This is a genomic window from Arthrobacter sp. B1I2 (assembly GCF_030816485.1).
Taxonomy (GTDB): domain Bacteria; phylum Actinomycetota; class Actinomycetes; order Actinomycetales; family Micrococcaceae; genus Arthrobacter.
The window spans coordinates 169,603-188,559 of the sequence record NZ_JAUSYC010000001.1 but is presented as its reverse complement, the minus strand read 5'-3'; the positions used below and the strand labels follow the sequence as shown (position 1 = coordinate 188,559).

18 protein-coding genes and 1 riboswitch are annotated in these 18,957 nt (G+C 66.1%); of the genes, 9 read left to right on the top strand and 9 right to left on the bottom strand.

What is annotated here, in order from left to right; genetic code table 11:
• The first annotated feature begins 153 nt into the window (after positions 1-153).
• The 3 genes from QFZ57_RS00860 to groL all read left to right on the top strand — a co-directional run bounded on the left by QFZ57_RS00860 (position 154) and on the right by groL (position 3,569).
• Positions 154-360 carry a cold-shock protein gene (locus QFZ57_RS00860; protein ID WP_306897266.1) on the top strand — a complete coding sequence of 69 codons (207 nt, stop codon included), beginning with the start codon at positions 154-156 and terminating at the stop codon, positions 358-360.
• The gene (locus QFZ57_RS00855; RefSeq protein WP_306897265.1) at positions 360-1,643 is read left to right on the top strand and encodes an ABC transporter substrate-binding protein; all 1,284 of its coding nucleotides are present in this window, start codon (positions 360-362) and stop codon (positions 1,641-1,643) included. The genes QFZ57_RS00860 and QFZ57_RS00855 overlap by 1 nt, the downstream gene beginning before the upstream one ends.
• Positions 1,644-1,934: 291 nt before the next feature.
• Positions 1,935-3,569 carry a chaperonin GroEL gene (gene groL / locus QFZ57_RS00850; protein ID WP_306632350.1) on the top strand — a complete coding sequence of 545 codons (1,635 nt, stop codon included), beginning with the start codon at positions 1,935-1,937 and terminating at the stop codon, positions 3,567-3,569.
• A gap of 151 nt (positions 3,570-3,720) precedes the next feature.
• On the opposite strand, the gene QFZ57_RS00845 is transcribed toward groL, so the two are convergent.
• Positions 3,721-5,031: an ABC transporter substrate-binding protein gene (locus tag QFZ57_RS00845; protein ID WP_306897263.1), complete on the bottom strand. Its 1,311-nt coding sequence runs from the start codon at positions 5,029-5,031 to the stop codon at positions 3,721-3,723.
• Between the two features lie 195 nt (positions 5,032-5,226).
• Here QFZ57_RS00845 and QFZ57_RS00840 point away from each other — a divergent pair, with 195 nt between their 5' ends.
• Complete coding sequence (locus QFZ57_RS00840; RefSeq protein ID WP_306897261.1) at positions 5,227-6,312, top strand: ribonuclease HI family protein; 1,086 nt, start codon at positions 5,227-5,229, stop codon at positions 6,310-6,312.
• A 10-nt stretch (positions 6,313-6,322) separates the two neighbouring features.
• Here the strand turns inward: QFZ57_RS00840 and QFZ57_RS00835 are convergent, their stop codons facing one another.
• From QFZ57_RS00835 to QFZ57_RS00820, 4 genes are all read right to left on the bottom strand, one after another.
• Positions 6,323-6,610 (bottom strand): WXG100 family type VII secretion target, encoded by a 288-nt coding sequence (locus QFZ57_RS00835; protein ID WP_306897259.1) that lies wholly within the window; start codon positions 6,608-6,610, stop codon positions 6,323-6,325.
• A 105-nt stretch (positions 6,611-6,715) separates the two neighbouring features.
• On the bottom strand, positions 6,716-8,227 hold the full coding sequence (locus tag QFZ57_RS00830) for a sensor histidine kinase (protein ID WP_306897257.1): 1,512 nt from the start codon (positions 8,225-8,227) through the stop codon (positions 6,716-6,718).
• 2 nt (positions 8,228-8,229) lie between these two features.
• A complete protein-coding gene (locus QFZ57_RS00825) occupies positions 8,230-8,940 on the bottom strand; it encodes a response regulator transcription factor (protein WP_306632345.1) in 711 nt (236 codons plus the stop codon).
• A gap of 72 nt (positions 8,941-9,012) precedes the next feature.
• Entirely contained in the window at positions 9,013-9,513 is a 501-nt protein-coding gene (locus QFZ57_RS00820; RefSeq protein WP_306897255.1) for a DUF427 domain-containing protein, read from the bottom strand.
• A 246-nt stretch (positions 9,514-9,759) separates the two neighbouring features.
• On the opposite strand from QFZ57_RS00820, the gene QFZ57_RS00815 reads away from it, so the two are divergent.
• Together QFZ57_RS00815 and QFZ57_RS00810 are read left to right on the top strand one after the other, a co-directional pair.
• Positions 9,760-10,017, top strand: a complete 258-nt coding sequence (locus QFZ57_RS00815) for a hypothetical protein (protein WP_306632343.1) — start codon at positions 9,760-9,762, stop codon at positions 10,015-10,017.
• A 5-nt stretch (positions 10,018-10,022) separates the two neighbouring features.
• Positions 10,023-10,892, top strand: coding sequence for an FHA domain-containing protein (locus tag QFZ57_RS00810; protein WP_306897254.1), 870 nt, complete (start codon positions 10,023-10,025; stop codon positions 10,890-10,892).
• 19 nt (positions 10,893-10,911) lie between these two features.
• On the opposite strand, the gene QFZ57_RS00805 is transcribed toward QFZ57_RS00810, so the two are convergent.
• The 3 genes from QFZ57_RS00805 to QFZ57_RS00795 are packed head-to-tail and all read right to left on the bottom strand — an operon-like array spanning position 10,912 to position 15,290.
• A complete protein-coding gene (locus QFZ57_RS00805; protein ID WP_306632341.1) occupies positions 10,912-12,558 on the bottom strand; it encodes a DNA repair helicase XPB in 1,647 nt (548 codons plus the stop codon).
• A gap of 13 nt (positions 12,559-12,571) precedes the next feature.
• On the bottom strand, positions 12,572-15,046 hold the full coding sequence (locus QFZ57_RS00800) for a helicase-associated domain-containing protein (protein WP_306897253.1): 2,475 nt from the start codon (positions 15,044-15,046) through the stop codon (positions 12,572-12,574).
• A 10-nt stretch (positions 15,047-15,056) separates the two neighbouring features.
• Complete coding sequence (locus QFZ57_RS00795) at positions 15,057-15,290, bottom strand: hypothetical protein (RefSeq protein WP_306632339.1); 234 nt, start codon at positions 15,288-15,290, stop codon at positions 15,057-15,059.
• A 225-nt stretch (positions 15,291-15,515) separates the two neighbouring features.
• Between QFZ57_RS00795 and QFZ57_RS00790 the strand changes: the two genes are divergently transcribed.
• Positions 15,516-15,899, top strand: a complete 384-nt coding sequence (locus QFZ57_RS00790) for a cold-shock protein (RefSeq protein WP_306632338.1) — start codon at positions 15,516-15,518, stop codon at positions 15,897-15,899.
• Between the two features lie 6 nt (positions 15,900-15,905).
• Positions 15,906-16,424, top strand: coding sequence for a DUF3027 domain-containing protein (locus tag QFZ57_RS00785; protein ID WP_306897252.1), 519 nt, complete (start codon positions 15,906-15,908; stop codon positions 16,422-16,424).
• Positions 16,425-16,484: 60 nt separating this feature from the next.
• Here the strand turns inward: QFZ57_RS00785 and serC are convergent, their stop codons facing one another.
• Entirely contained in the window at positions 16,485-17,615 is a 1,131-nt protein-coding gene (serC, locus tag QFZ57_RS00780) for a phosphoserine transaminase (RefSeq protein WP_306632336.1), read from the bottom strand.
• A gap of 279 nt (positions 17,616-17,894) precedes the next feature.
• Here serC and QFZ57_RS00775 point away from each other — a divergent pair, with 279 nt between their 5' ends.
• Positions 17,895-18,596, top strand: a complete 702-nt coding sequence (locus QFZ57_RS00775; protein ID WP_306632335.1) for a metal-dependent transcriptional regulator — start codon at positions 17,895-17,897, stop codon at positions 18,594-18,596.
• A 155-nt stretch (positions 18,597-18,751) separates the two neighbouring features.
• A riboswitch (cyclic di-AMP (ydaO/yuaA leader) is annotated at positions 18,752-18,945 on the top strand.
• Positions 18,946-18,957 lie beyond the last annotated feature (12 nt).

The window sequence follows — 18,957 nt, the reverse complement described above, 5'->3', positions numbered from 1 at the left end:
CAGTTACGCCTGCATAACGTTCCCCGTCACGGGCCCGCCGCAGCCTGCGCCCTGCGGCGGGCTTGGCTAGAGTGATTTCCAGGCCCATGACCGGCCGGGCTTTACCCGGACGGTCCCGTCCCCACCGGCCCTTAACGGAAAGAGTTGTTCATCATGGCACTGGGAACCGTCAAATGGTTCAACGCTGAAAAGGGCTACGGCTTCATCACCGTTGACGGCTCCGGTGACGACGTTTTTGTCCACTGGTCCGCGATCCAGGGGGAGGGCTACCGCGCCCTCGATGAGGGCCAGAGGGTACAGCTGGAAGTGGGCGAGGGCGAAAAGGGGCCCCAGGCGGAAGACGTCCGGCCCGTCCAGTGATGCCGTTCCACCGTTCCGCAGTCCGCGTCCGCGCAGCGCTCGCCGTTTCCCTGGGAGCCGTTCTTGCGGTTACAGCTTGTTCCGGCACCGGCGGCAACGCCAGGGTGGACGCGCCGGAGGCTTCCGGAGACGGTGTCCTCCGGGTAGGCCTGATCCTGGACAACACCGGCGACACCGCCTTCCTCAACGCACCCCAGCTGGCCGCCGCCAAGCTGGCCATCAAGGACATCAATGCTGCCGGCGGACACAAGGGCCGGCCCGTGGAGCTGCTTCCGGTACGCCAGGACCAGGAAACCGCGGAGCAGGCGAACAGCCTGGCGGCCGCCAAAGCGGATGTGGTGATCGGACCAACCGATTCCAGCCATGCAGCCGCCGCCGTGGACGTCCTGTCCAACGCGCGCATACCACTCATCTCGCCGGCCAACACCGCTGCCGGCCTCTCCGGCATGGCCAGCGGAGGCTACTACTTCCGGACCGCCGCAGCCGACGTCGCACAAGGCCCCGTGCTGGCCAAACTTGCCAAGGACGCCGGTGCCGCAACCATCAGCGTGCTGCACCAGGAAGGCTCCTACGGCAAGGACCTGTCGGCCGCCGTCACGGAAGCTGCCCAACAGTCCGGACTCACGGTCCTGCCCGGGGCCGGCTTCAAGCCTGGCAATGCGGCCGAAGGCGCACGCTCGGCCGGCAAAGCCAAGCCCGACGCCGTGGTCCTGATAGCCCGCGAGGGCGCACAGGGCGCGTTGGCCGAGCTGAACAACGCCGGCATCAGCGGTTCGCGGATCATCCTCAGCGACGGCGCCTTCGCCCGCTACGGATCCGGGCTCGCATCCCGGGTCCTCGACGGCGCCCGCGCCGTCGTTCCCGGCCAGCTCCCCACCGCCGCCTTCCAGGAAAAACTGCTGGGCGTGGATCCATCCCTGGAGGACGTCTCCTACGCTGCCGAAACCTATGACGCGGTGACCCTCGCGGCCCTGGCCGCGGCCAAGGCCCAGGACGATGCGGGACGATCCATCGCCGCCAACCTGATCCCGGTATCCGGCGGGGCTGTATCCGGCGGCACGGCGGCCACAGGAACTGGAGCGCCGGCCGCGCCGTGCCGGACATACAAAGAGTGCCTGGGTGGGCTCGCTTCCGGCCCGCACGTCAATTACGACGGCGAATCGGGCCCGGTTGCCTTCGATTCCCACGGGGACATCACCACCGCCGTTTTCTCCGTATTTACGTACGGACCGGATAACAACCCCAGCCCCACCGGGCGTGAGACGGCAGGACAATCCGGCTGATCGCCCTGGGCGAAGCCGCTGCTTTACGCGTCCGTCCGGCGTCTTTTCGCTTGCACTCTCACCTGGGGAGTGCTAATTATTGAGTTAGCACTCTGACGTACCGACTGCTAAAGCAAAGCCTGGTTCCGGCCGGCGGCGCGCGGCACCGGTTCGAGGAGCGAAAGAAACACCTCACTTCAGTGAGATCCCCACGCGGAGGCATACAGAGGCCGCCCGTCAAAGGATCGTCCGTCGCGGGCACTGCAGCGAAGGTTCATTCTTAACGACTGTCCCGAAAGGACTACTGCCGTTATGGCCAAGATCATTGCATTTGATGAAGAGGCACGCCGCGGCCTTGAGCGTGGCCTGAACACCCTCGCCGACGCCGTTAAGGTCACCCTCGGCCCGCGTGGACGCAACGTCGTCCTCGAAAAGAAGTGGGGCGCCCCCACGATCACCAACGATGGTGTTTCCATCGCCAAGGAGATCGAACTGGACGACCCCTACGAGAAGATCGGCGCAGAGCTGGTCAAGGAAGTTGCCAAGAAGACCGACGACGTTGCCGGTGACGGTACCACCACGGCGACCGTCCTTGCCCAGGCGCTGGTCAAGGAAGGCCTGCGCAACGTTGCCGCCGGCGCCGACCCGCTGTCCCTCAAGCGAGGCATCGAGAAGGCTGTTGACGCCGTCACCCGTGAACTGCTTGACTCCGCCAAGGAAATCGAAACCAAGGAAGAGATCGCGGCCACCGCCTCCATCTCCGCCGGTGACGACGAGATCGGTGCCCTCATCGCCGAAGCCCTGGACAAGGTGGGCAAGGAAGGCGTCATCACGGTCGAGGAGTCCAACACCTTCGGCCTGGAGCTCGAGCTCACTGAAGGCATGCGCTTCGACAAGGGCTACATCTCCGCCTACTTCGTCACTGACACCGAGCGCCAGGAGACGGTCCTCGAAGACCCGTACATCCTGATCGTCAACTCCAAGATCTCCAACGTCAAGGAACTGGTTGCTGTCCTGGAAAAGGTCATGCAGTCCAACAAGCCGCTGCTGATCATCGCCGAGGACATCGAAGGCGAGGCTCTGGCCACCCTGATCGTGAACAAGATCCGCGGCACCTTCAAGTCCGTCGCCGTCAAGGCTCCGGGCTTCGGTGACCGCCGCAAGGCCCAGCTCGCCGACATCGCCGTCCTCACCGGCGGCCAGGTCATCTCCGAAGAGGTTGGCCTCAAGCTGGAGAACGCCGGCCTGGAACTCCTGGGCCAGGCCCGCAAGGTTGTTGTCACCAAGGACGAGACCACCATCGTCGAAGGTGCCGGCGACGCCGACCAGATCGCAGGCCGCGTTTCCCAGATCCGCGCCGAGATCGAAAACTCGGACTCCGACTACGACCGCGAGAAGCTGCAGGAACGCCTGGCCAAGCTGGCCGGCGGCGTTGCCGTCATCAAAGCCGGTGCCGCCACCGAAGTTGAGCTCAAGGAACGCAAGCACCGCATCGAGGACGCAGTCCGCAACGCGAAGGCTGCCGTCGAGGAAGGTATCGTCGCCGGTGGCGGCGTGGCCCTCATTCAGGCCGGCCTCAAGGCCTTCGCCAACCTGAACCTCACGGGTGATGAAGCAACGGGCGCCAACATCGTCCGCGTTGCCATCGACGCCCCGTTGAAGCAGATTGCCTTCAACGCCGGCCTCGAGCCGGGCGTTGTGGTCGACAAGGTCCGCGGCCTGCCCGCCGGCCACGGCCTGAACGCAGCAACCGGCGAGTACGTCGACCTGCTGGCCGCCGGCATCAACGACCCCGTCAAGGTAACCCGCTCTGCCCTGCAGAACGCGGCATCCATCGCCGGCCTGTTCCTCACCACCGAAGCAGTGGTGGCCGACAAGCCGGAGAAGCATGCTGCCCCCGCAGGCGGCGACGACATGGGCGGCATGGGAGGCATGGGCGGCTTCTAAGCCTTCCTGCCGGGATCTGTCCCGCCAACCAAAAAATGCGGCCCCCTCGTTTGCGAGGGGGCCGCATTTTTTGTCCCAGGAGTTTTTGGACAGATATGCGGACTTGGCGTGGGCTGAAGTCGTCGTATCTGTCCAAAAACTCTGGACGGAATTACTTCCGGGCCGAGTCCAGCATCCCCTGGACCTCCTTCTTGAAGGCTTCCGCCGCGGCCTGCGGCGTCAGCCGGTCATACAGCACTTCATCCGTGTAACGCTTGACGACGTTCTGCACGCTGCCGGAGCCGACGGGCGGCACCGGCGGCGCGTCCTTTACATCGGGGGCAATGTCCTTGAGGAAGGACACGACACTGGTGTCAGCCGGCTTCAGGGTGGGCGTGATGCTCTTGACGATTTCGGGATTGGTGGGCACGCCCCGGTCCGTCATCAGGATGCCCCCGGCCTCGGGGCTGTTGACCAGGTAGTTGATGAACTCCGCAGCCTGCTGGGGATGCTTTGAGCGCGACGAGGTTGACCAGAACATGCTGGGCTTGTAGTACATTCCATTTGCGGCGGCGGAGCCGTCGGCGCTGGGCGCGCGGAGCATCTTGATGTTGCTGCCCGTGGTGGATGCAAGCGAACCAAGCTGGTTGGTCCACGACCAGGCCATGGCCACCCGGTTCGTCCCAAAGAGGCTTTCCTCCAGTCCGGCACCCGCATCCTCGGTGGCCACGGTGGCCGGCGGGCTGGCCTTGGAATCCCGCTGTTCCTTGAGTCGTTCCCAGAATGACGAGGCGGTTGCCGTATTGAAGTCCAGCTTCCCGTCTCCGGAGTAGAGATTTTCGCCGTGCTGGCGCAGCCAGATGATGAGGTCGGCTTCATTGCTGCCATAAGCGGCTCCGTAGGTCTTCCCGTCACCGGCCGCGCTGATCTTCGCCGCCGTGTCCATGAAGTCTTTCCAGGTCCACGTTTCGTCGTTGGGGAGGGGAACGCCGGCCGCCTCGAAGACTTTGGTATTGGCCATAATGACGTACGCGTTCTGGCCCGTACTCAGGCCGTACTGTGCGCCATCGTACTGACCGGAGCCAAGTGCTTCCTTGTCCAGTTTGGAGGTGTCGATGCCGTTCTGCTTGGACAGGTCCAACAATGCGCCACGGCCGCCGTATTCTGCGATGTATTTCTGGTCCATCTGGATAACGTCCGGCGCATCATTGGCGGCAGTCTTTGTTGCCAGCTTGTCCCAGTAGCTGGACCATTCGCCCGGCTCCGCCTTGATCTTGATATTCGGATGCGAGGCCTCGAACGCCGCGATGACCTTGTCCGTCTGTCCGTTCAGGTATTCATTGCCCCACCAGGCGAACCGCAAGGTCACCTGGCCATTGTCGGCGGAGCCGCCGGGTGCACCGCAGCCCGTGGCCAGGATGGACAGGGCCAGGGCCGCGGCGCCGAGCTGGAAACGGCGCCGGCTTACGACTGGAATCGTCATTGATTTTCCTTCCGGGTTGGCTTCCTTCGTGCCGTGGCTGCGTGTTAGCCGGAGCCAAACCACATGGCAGAAACCGTTTTCTCAGGTGATGCTGTGATTGTTTCGCGAGATAGGTGTTCCCGTCAAGATCTTCTGGTAAACGCTTTCCAATAGGTCGGCCAGGCCAGTGTCAGTTGCTTCTGGCAGGATGGACCGGTGACGATTACTGCAGCGGCTGATGGTTCGGCCTTAGGAAACCCCGGCCCGGCCGGCTGGGCCTGGTATGTGAATGACAATTGCTGGCGCGCAGGCGGCTGGCCGCACGGAACCAACAACCAGGGGGAGCTCATGGCTGTCCTGGACCTCCTCCGTGCCACCGCGCACCTGCCCGGGGAAGACCTGCGCATCCTATGCGACAGCCAGTACGTGATCAACTCCATCACCAAGTGGATGCCGGGGTGGAAGCGCAAGGGGTGGCGCAAGGCCGACGGAAAGCCGGTCCTCAACGTGGAGCTGCTAAAGGAACTGGACCGTGAACTGGCCGGGCGGACCTACACGTTCGAGTGGGTCAAGGGCCACGCCGGCCACGACCTGAATGAGGCTGCGGACGAACGGGCGAGGGCCGCGGCCACGGCGTACCAGCAGGGAGTGGCAGCAAGGTCCGGGCCGGGATTTCCTGGCGGGCACCACCCAGGCACCTCTGGACGGGCCCTGGACGCGCAGCCGCCCTCCGTCGGCCTCCCGCCAGCCACCCTGGACATCCCCGCTGCCGCATCCGCCCGCCGGCCAGCAGCACCGGCCGGCAACGCGGCTGCGGCCGGCGGCAAAGCGCCGGGAACGGGCACCAACCAGCCGCGGGCCACTCCTGAACCGCTCTCAGCCTTCGATGAACTTGACCTGTTCAGTGAGCTGGACACGGAAGCCCTGGAAGCGGCCGAGGCGTCACAGCAGGCCCGCTCCATCCCGCCCGAGGCGCTGGTGGAAGAGCTCGAACGCGAGCTGTTGGGCCCGCTGGTGCGGGGCGACATCGGCCGGACCGCCGTCCTTCTCCACCCGGACTTCATGGAGATCGGCAGCTCGGGAAGGGTCTGGACCCGGGACGCCATGATGATGGCCCTCGAGGAGGACCCCGGGGAACGGACCGACATTGAAATACTGGGTGCTGACCGCATCGGCAGCAGCGCTGTCCTGCTCACGTACCGAAGCTTCGCTCGCTCCGGCACCACGCTTCGCAGCTCGCTGTGGGTCCTGGACGGCGGCCGGTGGCGGCTGCGGTTCCACCAGGGAACCCCGGAGGCCTAGGCCGGGGGGGTCAGCTGAACCGCTGCGTGTTTCCCTGCTCCGCCTGGGCATACGTGGCGGCGGCAGAGGCCAGGGCCGCGTTGATGGAGGCCAGCGACGCCTCCACCCGGCCCTGGGTGATGGTCCATTCGGTTATGAGCGCCTGAAAGTTGGCGGCCGCGGAGCCACGCCATGACCCCTGCAGCTCGTCCAGGCCGCGCTTCATTGTTTGCACGTCCGCGCTGATCCGGTCCACGGTGGCCTGCACGTTTGCGGACTTCAGCTGCAGTAATTCAGTGTCGACGGAAATGATGCTCATGGCTGTGCCTTTCGATACGGCGGGCGGGGAACCCCCGCGCCCGGCGGGTCCGGGCTGCTGGGACGAGCCTACGGAGCTGAGGCAGGGGGCAGCCATGGCCCGCGGCTATATGTGGATAACCGATCCGTCGCTGCCCTTGGCGTTGGCGGCACGGCCGGCCGCTGCCTCCTGCCCGTCCCCGCCGTCAGTGCGAGGTGCGTGCTCACGCCGCGGAAGGCTGACCACCAGCGTGGCGCCGCCGCCGTCGGTCTCTTCCACCCGCACGGAGCCGCCGTGGGACCCTACGATTGCAGCCACGATGGCGAGCCCAAGACCGCTGCCGCCGGTCTCCCTGGTGCGCGAGGTGTCGGCGCGGTAAAAGCGTTCAAAGACCTTGGCTGCATCCTCTTGCGAAATGCCCGGCCCGTGGTCCCGTACTTCGATGACCGAGCGCTCCTCACCGCCGGTCCCGCGGACCCCGACCGCGAGTTCGATGGGGCTGCCCTCCGGCGTGTAGCGCAAGGCGTTGCCCACAAGGTTGCCCACCACCTGGCGCAGCTTGGCTTCATCCCCGAGGACCGGAGCCGGCGCCGCGGACCCGCCATCGAGCCCCGTAAGAGAGATCAGCCTGGACCGGTCGCTGGCCTGGGTGTCCACCACGGCGTCGTGGGCGATCAGTTGAAGGTCCACCGGCTTTTGCTGCAACGGCCGCTGCTCATCGAGGCGGGCCAGCAGGAGCAGGTCCTCAACCATGGAACCCATGCGCTTGGCTTCGCTTTCGATCCGGCCCATGGCAGTGGCCACGTCTTCGTCCGTGGCCAGGGCACCATGGCGGTACAGCTCCGAGAAACCGCGGATGGTCACCAGGGGGGTGCGAAGCTCGTGTGATGCGTCAGCGGCGAAACGGCGCATCCTTGCTTCCGAAGCGGTCCGCGCTGCGAACGCAGTCTCGATATGCGCCAGCATGGCATTGAGCGAACTGCTGAGCCGGCCCAGCTCGGTGGCCGGGTTCTCCACCTCCACGCGGCGGGAGAGGTCACCGGCGGCAATGGCCGCCGCCGTTTTCTCCACCCTGGCCAGCGGCCGGAAGGACCGCGACACGGTCCAGCTGGCGATGAGCGAGGCCAGCAGCAGCGTCAGCAGGCCCACTCCGGTAACCACCAGGGTGGCATGCTTGAGGACATCGTCAACGCTCTCCAAGGGCAGGCCGATGACCACCACGGCCGTGTTTTGGCCGTTCTGGACCGTCACTGCCACGACCCGCCAGTTTTCCCCGTCCGTTCCCCGGACCTGGAAGGGAGCCAGTCCGCGCGCCTGGGCCTGCTCCGCCGTGATGCCGCTGATGTCCGGGTGGTGGTCAGGATCCCCGCCGAACGTGTACGGCTCCTCGTCCGGGGCGAAGAGCATCAGGGAATAGTCGGTGGGAATGGAGCTGGGTGCCTGCAGCTGGGTGAACGAGCGCTGTTTCCGGGCGGAGTCGACGGCGGCGTTCAGCTTGTCGTCCACCTGGCCCTGGAGATAACTGTGCAGCAGCGTCAGCGTGACCGCTCCGGTCACCGTCAGCGCCACGATCAGCAGGGCCATGATCATGGCCACCAGCTGCGACCTGAGCGAGGCCGACTTCCACCGCTTCAGCAAGGTCAGCGCTTTTCAGCCGTCCGCAGCACATAGCCCACGCCGCGCTTGGTCTGGATCAGGGCAGGGGCCTCGGGGTCGATGTCCACTTTGCGCCGCAGGTAGGAGATGTAGGACTCCACGATGGACGCGTCGCCGTTGAAGTTGTACTCCCAGACGTGGTCCAGGATCTGCGACTTGGACAGGACCCGGTTGGGATTGAGCATGAGGTAGCGCAGCAGCTTGAACTCCGTGGGGGAGAGCTCGATGACAGTACCGCCGCGCCGCACCTCGTGGGCGTCGTCGTCGAGCTCCAGGTCATCGACGCGGATGACTGCGTCATCGTCCAGCAGGGGCTGCGTCCGCCGGAGCACGGCGCGGATCCGGGCCACCACTTCGTCGAGGCTGAAGGGCTTGGTGACGTAGTCATCGCCGCCTACCGTGAGGCCGGTGACTTTGTCCTCGGTGTCGTCCTTCGCAGTCAGGAAGAGGACAGGGAAGTGCTTTCCGGAGGCGCGGAGCCGGCGGGTCACGGTGAAGCCGTCCATGTCCGGGAGCATGACGTCCAGCACGGCCAGGTCAGGGGCGTGCGCGTCAGCTGCGGCGAGGGCATCGCGCCCGTTTCCAGCGGAGACCACCTCAAAGCCGGCGAACCGCAGTGACGTGGAGAGGAGTTCGCGGATGTTGGGTTCATCGTCCACAACAAGCAGCCTGGCTTCTGGACCGTTCTTGTTCATGCTCCCATCATGCTCCCAGTCTCTGGGAGTTGTCTGGGTATTCGTTGTGAGCATGATGACGGTGCGCGGCGCCTACCAGCCCATGGTTCCCGGCTCGCCCTTGAACGGACCCACGACCCGGCTGGTGATCCAGCCGCCATAGAAGCGTCCGGGTTGGGCACGCACCCGCTCTCCATCCACCTCGCAGTAGTCCATCCTGCCCGGGTAGACCGCCACCCGGTCGGCGAGGGCCTCAAAACCGGACGCGGGCTCAGGGTACGACCAGGCAGCGCCGTCCGCTTCCTTCCCGCCTCCCCGCACTGTCAGGTACCTGGCCGCGCCCTTGAACTCGCAGAAGCTGCTGCCCGCGCCGGGCCCCAGCGCGCCGGAAACAAATGCTGATTGCGGGACGTAGTACACCGGCGGATGGCTGGTCTCCAGAACACGCAGCGAGTCCGTGGTGTCAAGGATCAGCTCACCGCCCAGGACGATGCGTATCCGCTCGCTGCTGGGCTCAATCCGCGGCGGCCGGGGGTAGTCCCATACAGACTCCTGTCCAGGCCCTGGCACGGCCGGAATGATTCGTGTATCCATGCTTCCAGTGTGCGTCGCCGCCCGCTGTTCCGCACCCGGGAACCCAACTTACGACAAGAACGTTCCGCGCCCCGCGTCTTCCCCCGTCCTGCTCCCGGGAATACAGTGATGGGTGCCGGGCCAGTCAAGCCCGGTACCAGCGTTCCAACGGTTCACCGGCTGCTCGCTCCTCCCGCCACCGGTGGCCCCGCGCCAACAACGGAAGTTATCCGATAGTTCCTGGCCCATCGAAGGGGATAGACCATCATGACTGACCTGAGTGCTTCTGAAAACGCTGCTGTAAATGAACGCAGCATCCGGGACTGGGCAGACCTCGCCGAGGAGATGTGGTCCTATCTCACTGGCAAAGGTGCTGCAATCAACTACCAGTTCATCGATATGACCGTTGAAGTTCCACGTGACATCGGCCCTGACGCGCCGCGCGCCACCTGGAAGCTCAACGGCAGCCTGCGCGTCACCACCAGCGACAGGGATGCCGCCGGGTCGGACTCGAACCGCGGCTGACGGACATGCCGGAGTACCGTCTGGACGTTGAGCTGGACTTCGCATACACCGATGAGTCCGGGGCGGTCACAACGGGCAGCGCCAGGGCTGCCGGCGCCGAGGTGACGGTGTCACTGGAAGGCCTGGCGCCGTTGACAGGCGGTGGGTTGCCGTCCCTGGAGGACATCAAGCCGCTGGCGGAGCTGCTGGCCCGCAAGGGGGTAAGCATCACCGTGGCCGGCCCTGGCGGAAACATCCTCAGCCTGGGCAAGGTGGACAGCCCTGCTTCACAGCGGCTGTTGACGCGTTCGCCCCACATCAAGCTGGGCAAACTCGGCTCCCTGCTGCCTCTGGTCCGGCGGGGCAGGCGGAGGCCCAAGGGCATGGCACTGCTGCCGCCGTCCACCCCCTTGCCGCTGGTTCCCACTGTCCAGCGGAAGATCACGCGCCGCATCACCACTACCCACTACGCCAGGGGCGGTGGCAGGCCGCGGCTGATCTTTGTCCAGGACTCGGCCACCTGGACCGGCCAGATTCCGCGGGAAGTAGCCCTGACCGGAGACGTTACAACGATCGGGAGCGGCCCCGGGGCGGATGTCCGGCTTGAGGGCCTGGAGGAGTTCCACGCTGAAATCAGGCACGACGAGCAGGATGAATACGTCCTGGTGCCGAATGGGCCGGTCAGCGGCAGTGTCTCCCGGACCGGACCATCTGTATTGCGGACCGGCGCGAGGATCCAGATGGGGCAGTGGTGCCTCGCCTTCTTCCGGGAGGAGTTTGCGGACCACGGCCGTCCCTATGGCGGCCGCAGCGGCGGGGAACTGGCCTACGAACGTCCGCAGCTCGATCCCCGGACGGGGACCATTGAGCGGGACAGTTCCGAGGGCGTGAGGTGAGCGGCGTGCACGCGGCGGACTACTCCGCCGCGTGCACGTCCTTGGCGTCCATGATCCGGTAGGCATATCCCTGCTCGGCCAGGAACCGCTGGCGTTTGGCAGCGAAGTCCTGGTCCAGGGTGTCCCGTGCCACCAGTGAGTAGAAGCGGGCCGCCCGGCCGTCCTTCTTCGGCCGCAGCAGCCGGCCCAGCCTCTGCGCCTCTTCCTGGCGGGACCCAAAGGAGCCCGAGACCTGGATGGCCACCGAGGCCTCAGGCAGGTCGATGGAGAAGTTGGCCACCTTGGACACCACAAGAGTCTGCAGCTCCCCGGCGCGGAACGCGTCAAAGAGTTTCTGCCGTACCTTGACGGAGGTATCACCCTTGATCACCGGTGCCTGCAGGCGCTCGCCGAGGTCGTCCAGCTGGTCGATGTACTGGCCGATCACCAGCAGCTGCTCGCCGGCGTGCCTTGCCACCAGCTGCTCCACTACTTGCGTTTTTGACTCCGAGGTGGCGCACAACCGGTACTTGTCGGCGTCATCGGCCATGGCGTAGGCCACGCGTTCGTCCTTGGGCAGGTCCACACGGACCTCCACGCAGTCTGCCGGAGCGATGTAGCCCTGGGACTCAATGTCTTTCCACGGCGCGTCATACCGCTTGGGACCGATCAGGCTGAACACCTCGCCTTCGCGCCCGTCCTCGCGGACCAGGGTGGCGGTGAGCCCAAGGCGGCGGCGGGCCTGCAGGTCGGCGGTCATCCTGAAAATCGGTGCCGGAAGGAGGTGGACCTCGTCGTAGATGATCAGCCCCCAGTCGTGGCCGTCCACGAGTTCCAGGTGGGGGTAGATCCCGCCGCGCTTGGTGGTGAGCACCTGGTAGGTGGCGATGGTCACCGGCCGGACCTCTTTCAGGGCGCCGGAGTATTCGCCGATTTCTTCCTCGGTGAGGGTGGTGCGCCGGAGCAGCTCGTCCTTCCACTGCCGTGCTGCCACGGTGTTGGTGACCAGGATCAGCGTGGTGGTGGAACCGGTGGCCATGGCCGCGGCCCCCACCAGTGTCTTACCGGCACCGCAGGGCAGCACCACCACCCCGCTGCCGCCCGCCCAGAAGTTCTCACTGGCCAGGCGCTGGTAGGGCCGCAGTTCCCAGCCGTCCTCGTTGAGCGCAATCAGGTGCGGGGTGCCGTCCACATAACCGGCCAGGTCCTCCGCCGGCCAGCCGATCTTCAGCAGCAGCTGCTTGAGCTGGCCCCGCTGGGATGCGTGCACCACCACGGTCTCGCCGTCGATCCTGGGTCCCAGCAGCGGCGCGATCTTCTTGGCCCGGATCACTTCCTCCAGCACCGGATAGTCATCGGTCCGCATGACCAGTCCATGGCGCGGGTCCTTCTCGAGGCGCAGCCGGCCGTAGCGGGACATGGTTTCCTCGACGTCGATCAGCAGCGAGTGCGGCACCGGGAAGCGTGAGTACTTCAGCAGCGCGTCCAGCACTTTTTCCGCGTCCAGTCCGGCGGCGCGTGCGTTCCACAGCCCCAACGGGGTCAGCCGGTAGCTGTGCATATGCTCGGGCGCGCGCTCCAGTTCGGCGAACGGCGCGATGGCGTGCCGGGCCTCGGTGGCCAGCTCGTGGTCCACCTCGAGGAGGATGGTTTTGTCGCTTTGGACGATCAGGGGTCCGTCGGTCACGCGGGGGAATCCTTCACTGGCGCAGTTCCTCTGCGGCCTCGATGTCAATAATGCGATGGACGGACAGGACCCGCTCGGTATCCTTGGCCGGATCGAACACGCGCACCCGGCCCCCGCCCACGGATAGCGGAACAACAATTTCCAGGCTGGCATTCCCCAGGTTGTCCACCACGTTCATGCGGATCGGCTGTTTCAGCCGGATGGCCCTTTGCAGCGCCTCAAGTCCCAGCTGGGTGGCTGCCTCGCTGCCCGCTGCACCCGGGTAGTGTCCGACGGCGGGGCCCGCCTGCCGCAGGACGTCCAGCTGGGCTTGGACCTCCTCCGCCGCGGGCGCCATCCGCGGGGCGGTATACACGGGACGCGGGCTCTCCTGGGGCGCGGAAGGCCGGCGGAGGTGCGCGGCCGGTTCAGCACCGTCCACGGACGGTGACAGGCCCAGGCTCCGGAGCGCGGCGGCGAGCTCACGCGGCGGTGCTGATGACGTAAGTACCGTGGGGGAAAGGCTGGCCAGGCCAAGCTGCACAGCCTTGGGTCCTGCCAGCAACTCGCGGAGCGCGGCTTCATCGTCGCTGTGGATGAAGCTTGCGGCCTGGCCTATCCGGAGCCTGCCGTGCCGGGAAGCGGTGTCTTCCACCAGGTACTCCAGTGGCTGGGGAACAGCGGTGGCGGAGTGTTCCCGAAGGAACTCGAGCAGGCCGGCGGCGTCGTAGCCGTCGTCGAGTGCCCGTTTTATGGACGCCGCCGAGAACCGGTAGATGGTGGCAGGGCCCTGCCCCTCGGCGTCGGCCATCACCAAGAGCTTTTCGGTCAGGGCAGGAGCGAGGTAACCCGGGGCAACAGCGGTCAGGTCGGCCTGCAACAGCACATGGTTTAGGGCAGCAGGCAGGTGCTCGCCCAGGATGGCAAGGGCGGCATCGGGGTTGTCTTCGGCCAGCGCGCTTCCCAATTGGCTCAGGGCACCTGACCCCACCAGTCCCAGCAGTTCCGCCTCGGCGAGGACCCCCCGAATGAGGGAACTGAACCGCCGGGCCATCCGCGGCTGGGACCATTCCGCCCGCTGCAGGACCGCGGCGGCATCAAGCACGGGCGCGGTGCCGTCCGGTCCGGCGGCTTCGACAGTTAATTCGTGCAGGATCTCCAGGATGCGCTTGCGGACCACGGGCGCGTCGGGCCGCTGCGCGCTGGCGGACAACGCGGCGATGGTGGTTCCGGACGCAGCCCGGCCGGACGGCGCCCCGGGCGCCGTGTTCACGGGCTGGCCCACCATCGACGGTACGCGCTCGCTGGCAAGCCAGGCGTTCACCAGCCACAGCCACTGTTCCTGCCGCGGAAGCACCAGCCACTCCAGCTGCGGCGGCTGCACCCAGGCCGAAGAGTCAACGTCGAGGCGGATCAGTCCTGCCAGGCCGCACACTTCCAGCAGCCGGCCCACCGCGCCCTGGTCTATGCGCAAATGGTCGGACAGCCGGCGCACCTCACGGACGCCCACGCCTCCGCTGCGCAGCGTGGCCAGCGGGTTTTCCCTGATGGCGTGCAGCAGTTCGGAGACCAGCCGCAGGGTTTCCGAGATCGCGCTGAGCGCCGCATTCCTGCGCAGCGCGGCGGTGGTCCGGCCGAGCTCCGGTACCGGTGGCGAGAGGGTGAAGTCGTTGATGACCGCCCCGCCGCGCAGGGCCAGCCCCACGCTGTGCGGCAGCTCCACGTGGGCGGCGTCCAGCGGAACCAGCAGCCCGCGCGCAAGGAGCCAGTCCACAGGCCCGACGTCGGCTCCCTCAGTCGTGACCGAAGCCTTCCGTTGGGCCTGGGGGACGGCACCCATGGCCCAGTTGCGGAACCTGGCAAGCAACGCCGTCGTCCGTTCCGGCGCCCCGGCGAGGATGTCCTGCAATGCCTCCGGGGAGGAAGTCCAGTGCTGCAGCGCCAGCGCCGCCTCCATGGGCGTGGTGGCATTGTGAATTGCGAATCCGTTGCGGTGCAGTTCGGAAACCAGCTGCACTGCCCTCTGCGCGAAGGCCGGCTGCAAGCGGACCAGCTCTGTGTAGCTGCGCCCCAGGCCGGCCGGGTAGATTCCCACCACATCCTTGAGGGAGCCAACGGGCAGATAAAAGTGGTGCCCGGCTGCGGGGGGAGGGGTGCCGTGCGGGGGAGCGGCAGGATGGGCCAGGGCAAGCTCCTGCAGGGTACCCATGATCTGTTCGATGACAGCCAGGGACGCGCCCCGGATCAGCTGGTGCAGGCCTTCTGCCGACGCGCTGTGCCCGGTATCCGTGTTGGTGCACAGATGGAGGGTTTCAAGGACCTGCATCTGTGGCCGGTTGAGCCGCTCAAGCGCACGCTGGACGCTGACACGTGAACTCGCCCGTGCCGCCAGCGCAGCGAAGTCCGGAACTGAGGGGGAGATGAGGTCCGGCCGCGCGGCGAACAACGCGCGCAACGAGTCGTCGCTGCGCGCCTCCAGGTCCTTGCCGAGCGCACGAATGAGGGACATCAGTTCAACGTTACCGCGGCTCCCGCCGCCCCGTCCGCCGCCGGGCGGCAACGCCGTCCAGGACCAGCAGGAGCATCAGGACGAAGGCCACCGGCAGGCCGTAAAGCGCCGGGTAGGTGACCCAGGCGGGGGCGACCGAACCGGCGAAGGCAAGAGCCATGACAGTTCCCACGGCTATGAGGGAAAGGACGGCAATAACTGCGGCGAGGACCATCAGCGGCCGCCGGTAACGCGTGGGTGTCATGGACGTAACGCTACAGCGGCCGGAGCGGTGCAGGTGAAAGCCGCGGACCTTGCGCCCGGGGCGGAACAGTGCCGCAGGAAGCATGATTAGGGTATACGGCAGGATAACCTTGAAGGATACAGACCAATACGGTTTGCGCTGGCCATACCTTGAACCCGCACAACAATGCGGACGCGGTGGCAGCCGGCCGTGTCTCATGACAGCAGAACGAAGAAGGTTGATTACGTGCCTACCGGCAAGGTCAAGTGGTATGACAAGGACAAGGGCTTCGGGTTCCTCGCGGGCGAGGACGGCCAGGAGGTCTTCCTGCCGAAGTCGTCGCTGCCCGAGGGAGTGACGGAGCTGAAAGCGGGCACCCGCGTGGAGTTCGGGGTGGCCGACGGCCGCAAGGGTGCCCAGGCCCTGGGTTTGCGGGTGCTGGACAAGACCCCGTCCATCGCCAAAGCCAAGCGTCCCAGCGCGAAGGACCTCGCCCCGCTGGTCCAGGACCTGGTGACCGTCCTGGACAACTTGTCGGGAACCCTCTCAAACGGCAAGTACCCGGACGGCAACAAGGGCAAGGCCATCGCCGCTGCCCTCCGCAAGGTCGCCGACGAGCTGGACGTTTAGGCCCCCATGGACCCCCAATCTGAACAGCCGGGCACGCCAGTGCAGGAGCAGGCTGCCAAGACTCCGCCCAAACGCAAGGCCGGCGTGCCCGTGTGGCGTACGGGCAAGCCCGATGCTTTCCTGGCCGCGGCGGTTGACGCTGCGCGGACTGCAGTGGAAAGCATTACGCCGGCGGCCACCATCGGCGCGCACCTGGCGGCCAAGAGCGAGGGCGACCGGTTGGTCACGCACCTGTTCGAGTCCCGGTTGCCCGGCTACATGGGCTGGCAGTGGTACGCGGTGCTGACCCGCAACTCGCGCTCCAAGGTGGTCACGGTCAACGAACTGGGCCTGCTGCCGTCCCAGGAATCCATCCTGGCCCCGGAATGGGTGCCGTGGGCCGAACGCGTCCGTCCCGAGGACGAGCAGCAGCAGGAACCCGAACAAGGGCAGCCGGAGGAGCCTGCGGCAGTGGAGCAGGAACCTGGGGACGAAGGAATTGTCGACGCCGGCGGGCAGCTTGAAGAGGAAGCAAAAACTTCCTGACCACAAACAAACGGCGCCGTCCGGGAAAACCCCGGGCGGCGCCGTCGTACGTTAACTTGTCTACTTCCGCAGCTCGCCCACCACGTAGTCGATGCTGGCCAGCAGGGCCGAAACGTCGCTGGGCTCGATGGCCACGAAGGTGGCGATGCGCAGCTGGTTGCGGCCCAGCTTCCGGTAAGGCTCGGTGTCGACGATGCCGTTGGCGCGCAGGACCTTCGCAACCTGGGCAGCATCCACTGAATCGTCGAAGTCGATGGTTGCAATGACGTTGGAGCGCTCGTCCGGGTTGGCCACGAACGGTGTTGCGAAGTCCGACGCGTCCGCCCAGCTGTAGATACGGCCTGCGGAGTCTGCGGTGCGGGCGGCAGCAAAATCCAGCCCGCCGTTTGAGTTCAGCCACTGGACCTGGGCGTCCAGGGTAACCAGCGTGGACAGCGAGGGCGTGTTGTACGTCTGGTTCAGGCGGGAATTGTCGATGGCGGTCTGGAGGTCCAGGAAGTCCGGGATCCAGCGGCCGCTCGCTTTGATGCCGGCAGCACGCTCCAGCGCTGCGGGGGAGAACAGGCCAAGCCATAGGCCGCCGTCGGAAGCGAAGTTCTTCTGGGGGGCGAAGTAGTAGACATCGCTCTGGGCAACGTCCACGTCCAGGCCGCCGGCAGCCGAGGTGGCGTCCACGAGGACCAGCGATCCTTCATCGGCTCCGGATACCCTCTGCACCGGGGCGGCAACGCCGGTGGAGGTTTCGTTCTGCGGCCAGGCGTAGACGTCCACGCCGGCCTCGGCCTGGGCTGCAGGCCGGGTGCCGGGCTCGGACTTGATGATCGACGAGGCTTCCAGGAACGGCGCCTTGTTTGTGGCTGCGGCGAACTTGGACCCGAACTCGCCGAAGGAGAGGTGCTGGGCTTTCTTCTCCACGAGGCCGAAGCTGGCAACATCCCAGAACGCGGTGGATCCGCCGACGCCCAGGACGACCTCATAACCCTCCGGGGCGCGGAAAAACTGGCTCAGCCCTTCACGGACCGATCCGACCAGGTTCTTGACCGGGGCCTGCCGGTGGGAAGTGCCGAGGATTGTCTTGGAAGCTGCTGCCAGCGCCTCGATCTGTTCCGGCCGGACCTTTGACGGGCCGGCCCCGAACCGCCCGTCCTGGGGCAGGAGGTCGGCGGGGATCGTGATGCTGGTGTCGCTCACAGGTGCTCCAATTCGGCGGGGACGAAAGCTTTGTCCGGAAGGGCGGGCAGTGGGTGGCCTGCAGTGCGCGGTGGCTGCGCTGCAGGCCTTCCCCATTCTGCCTGAACCGCCGCGGGCGTGGGAGCCGGCGGGGGCAAAGTCCAGACATTGAGACGGGCCCGGCCCCCTTCAGCTATTCGGACTAAGTCAAAACAGGCTAAGCTTTCTCCCGGACTACCTCGCGGGAAGAGGCGGCACGGTGGAACAACGCAAGGTACTGCGCTCGAGGAGCTGAGCTGGATGACGGATCTGATCGACACTACGGAGATGTACCTCAGGACCATCCTGGAGCTTGAGGAAGAAAACATCGTCGCCCTTCGGGCCCGTATCGCCGAGCGTCTGCGCCACTCGGGGCCCACCGTCTCCCAGACCATCGGCAGGATGGAACGCGACGGGCTGGTGGTGGTCTCCGGCGACCGGCACCTGGAACTCACGGACACGGGCCGCAAGCGCGCCACCGAGGTCATGCGCAAGCACCGGCTGGCCGAGCGGCTGCTGGCAGACGTCATCGGCCTGGACTGGGCCTATGTACATGACGAAGCCTGCCGCTGGGAACACGTCATGAGCGAGCGGGTGGAGCAGCGCATCTACGAGATGCTGGGCCATCCCACCGAGTCGCCGTACGGCAACCCCATCCCCGGCCTCGCTGCCCTGGGCGGACAGGCGGGCCCCGGCTTCGCCGACGGCGCCATCAGCCTGGTGGAAGCAATGAAGAACTACGGCCCTGCGTCGGGGGTAACCATCAGCCGCCTTGCGGAACCAATCCAGGTGGAACCGGAACTGCTGGCGCAGCTGGATGAGGGAGGAATCCGTCCGGGTGCTGCCGTGGCGCTGGAACGTGTGGGAGATTACATCTCCGTGCGGGTCCCGGGGATTGAGGGCGCGCTGGAGCTGCCGCCAGAGGTGGCCGCGCACGTGTTCGTGGCTGTCAGCCAGCGCTGAGCCAGGGGTTCATACCCCACGGAGGGGAGTCCCCGCAACGGTAACGGAATTGTTACCTAGGGACTTAAGCCCCTATAGTTGAGTGCAAGCGTTGATACATAAGCGTTACCTGACCCGGAGCCGAGCTCTGCCAGCGGGCCAGGTGCACGAGTCGTTACTGGCAGAGGCGGGGAACCACAAGCGGCAGCGGGGGACTGCCTTGGGGTGAAGTCCGTCAGCAGCAAGCCTCTCCAGTGAAGGATTCTTCCGGGAATACCCCTGTGCAGAAGCTTGCGTGCGGCGGGCCGGGTCTTTGATCTCTCTGACCCGAATCCGACAGCTAACTCCGCAGGCTTCTTCCAGAGAGGAACCCTTCTTGACC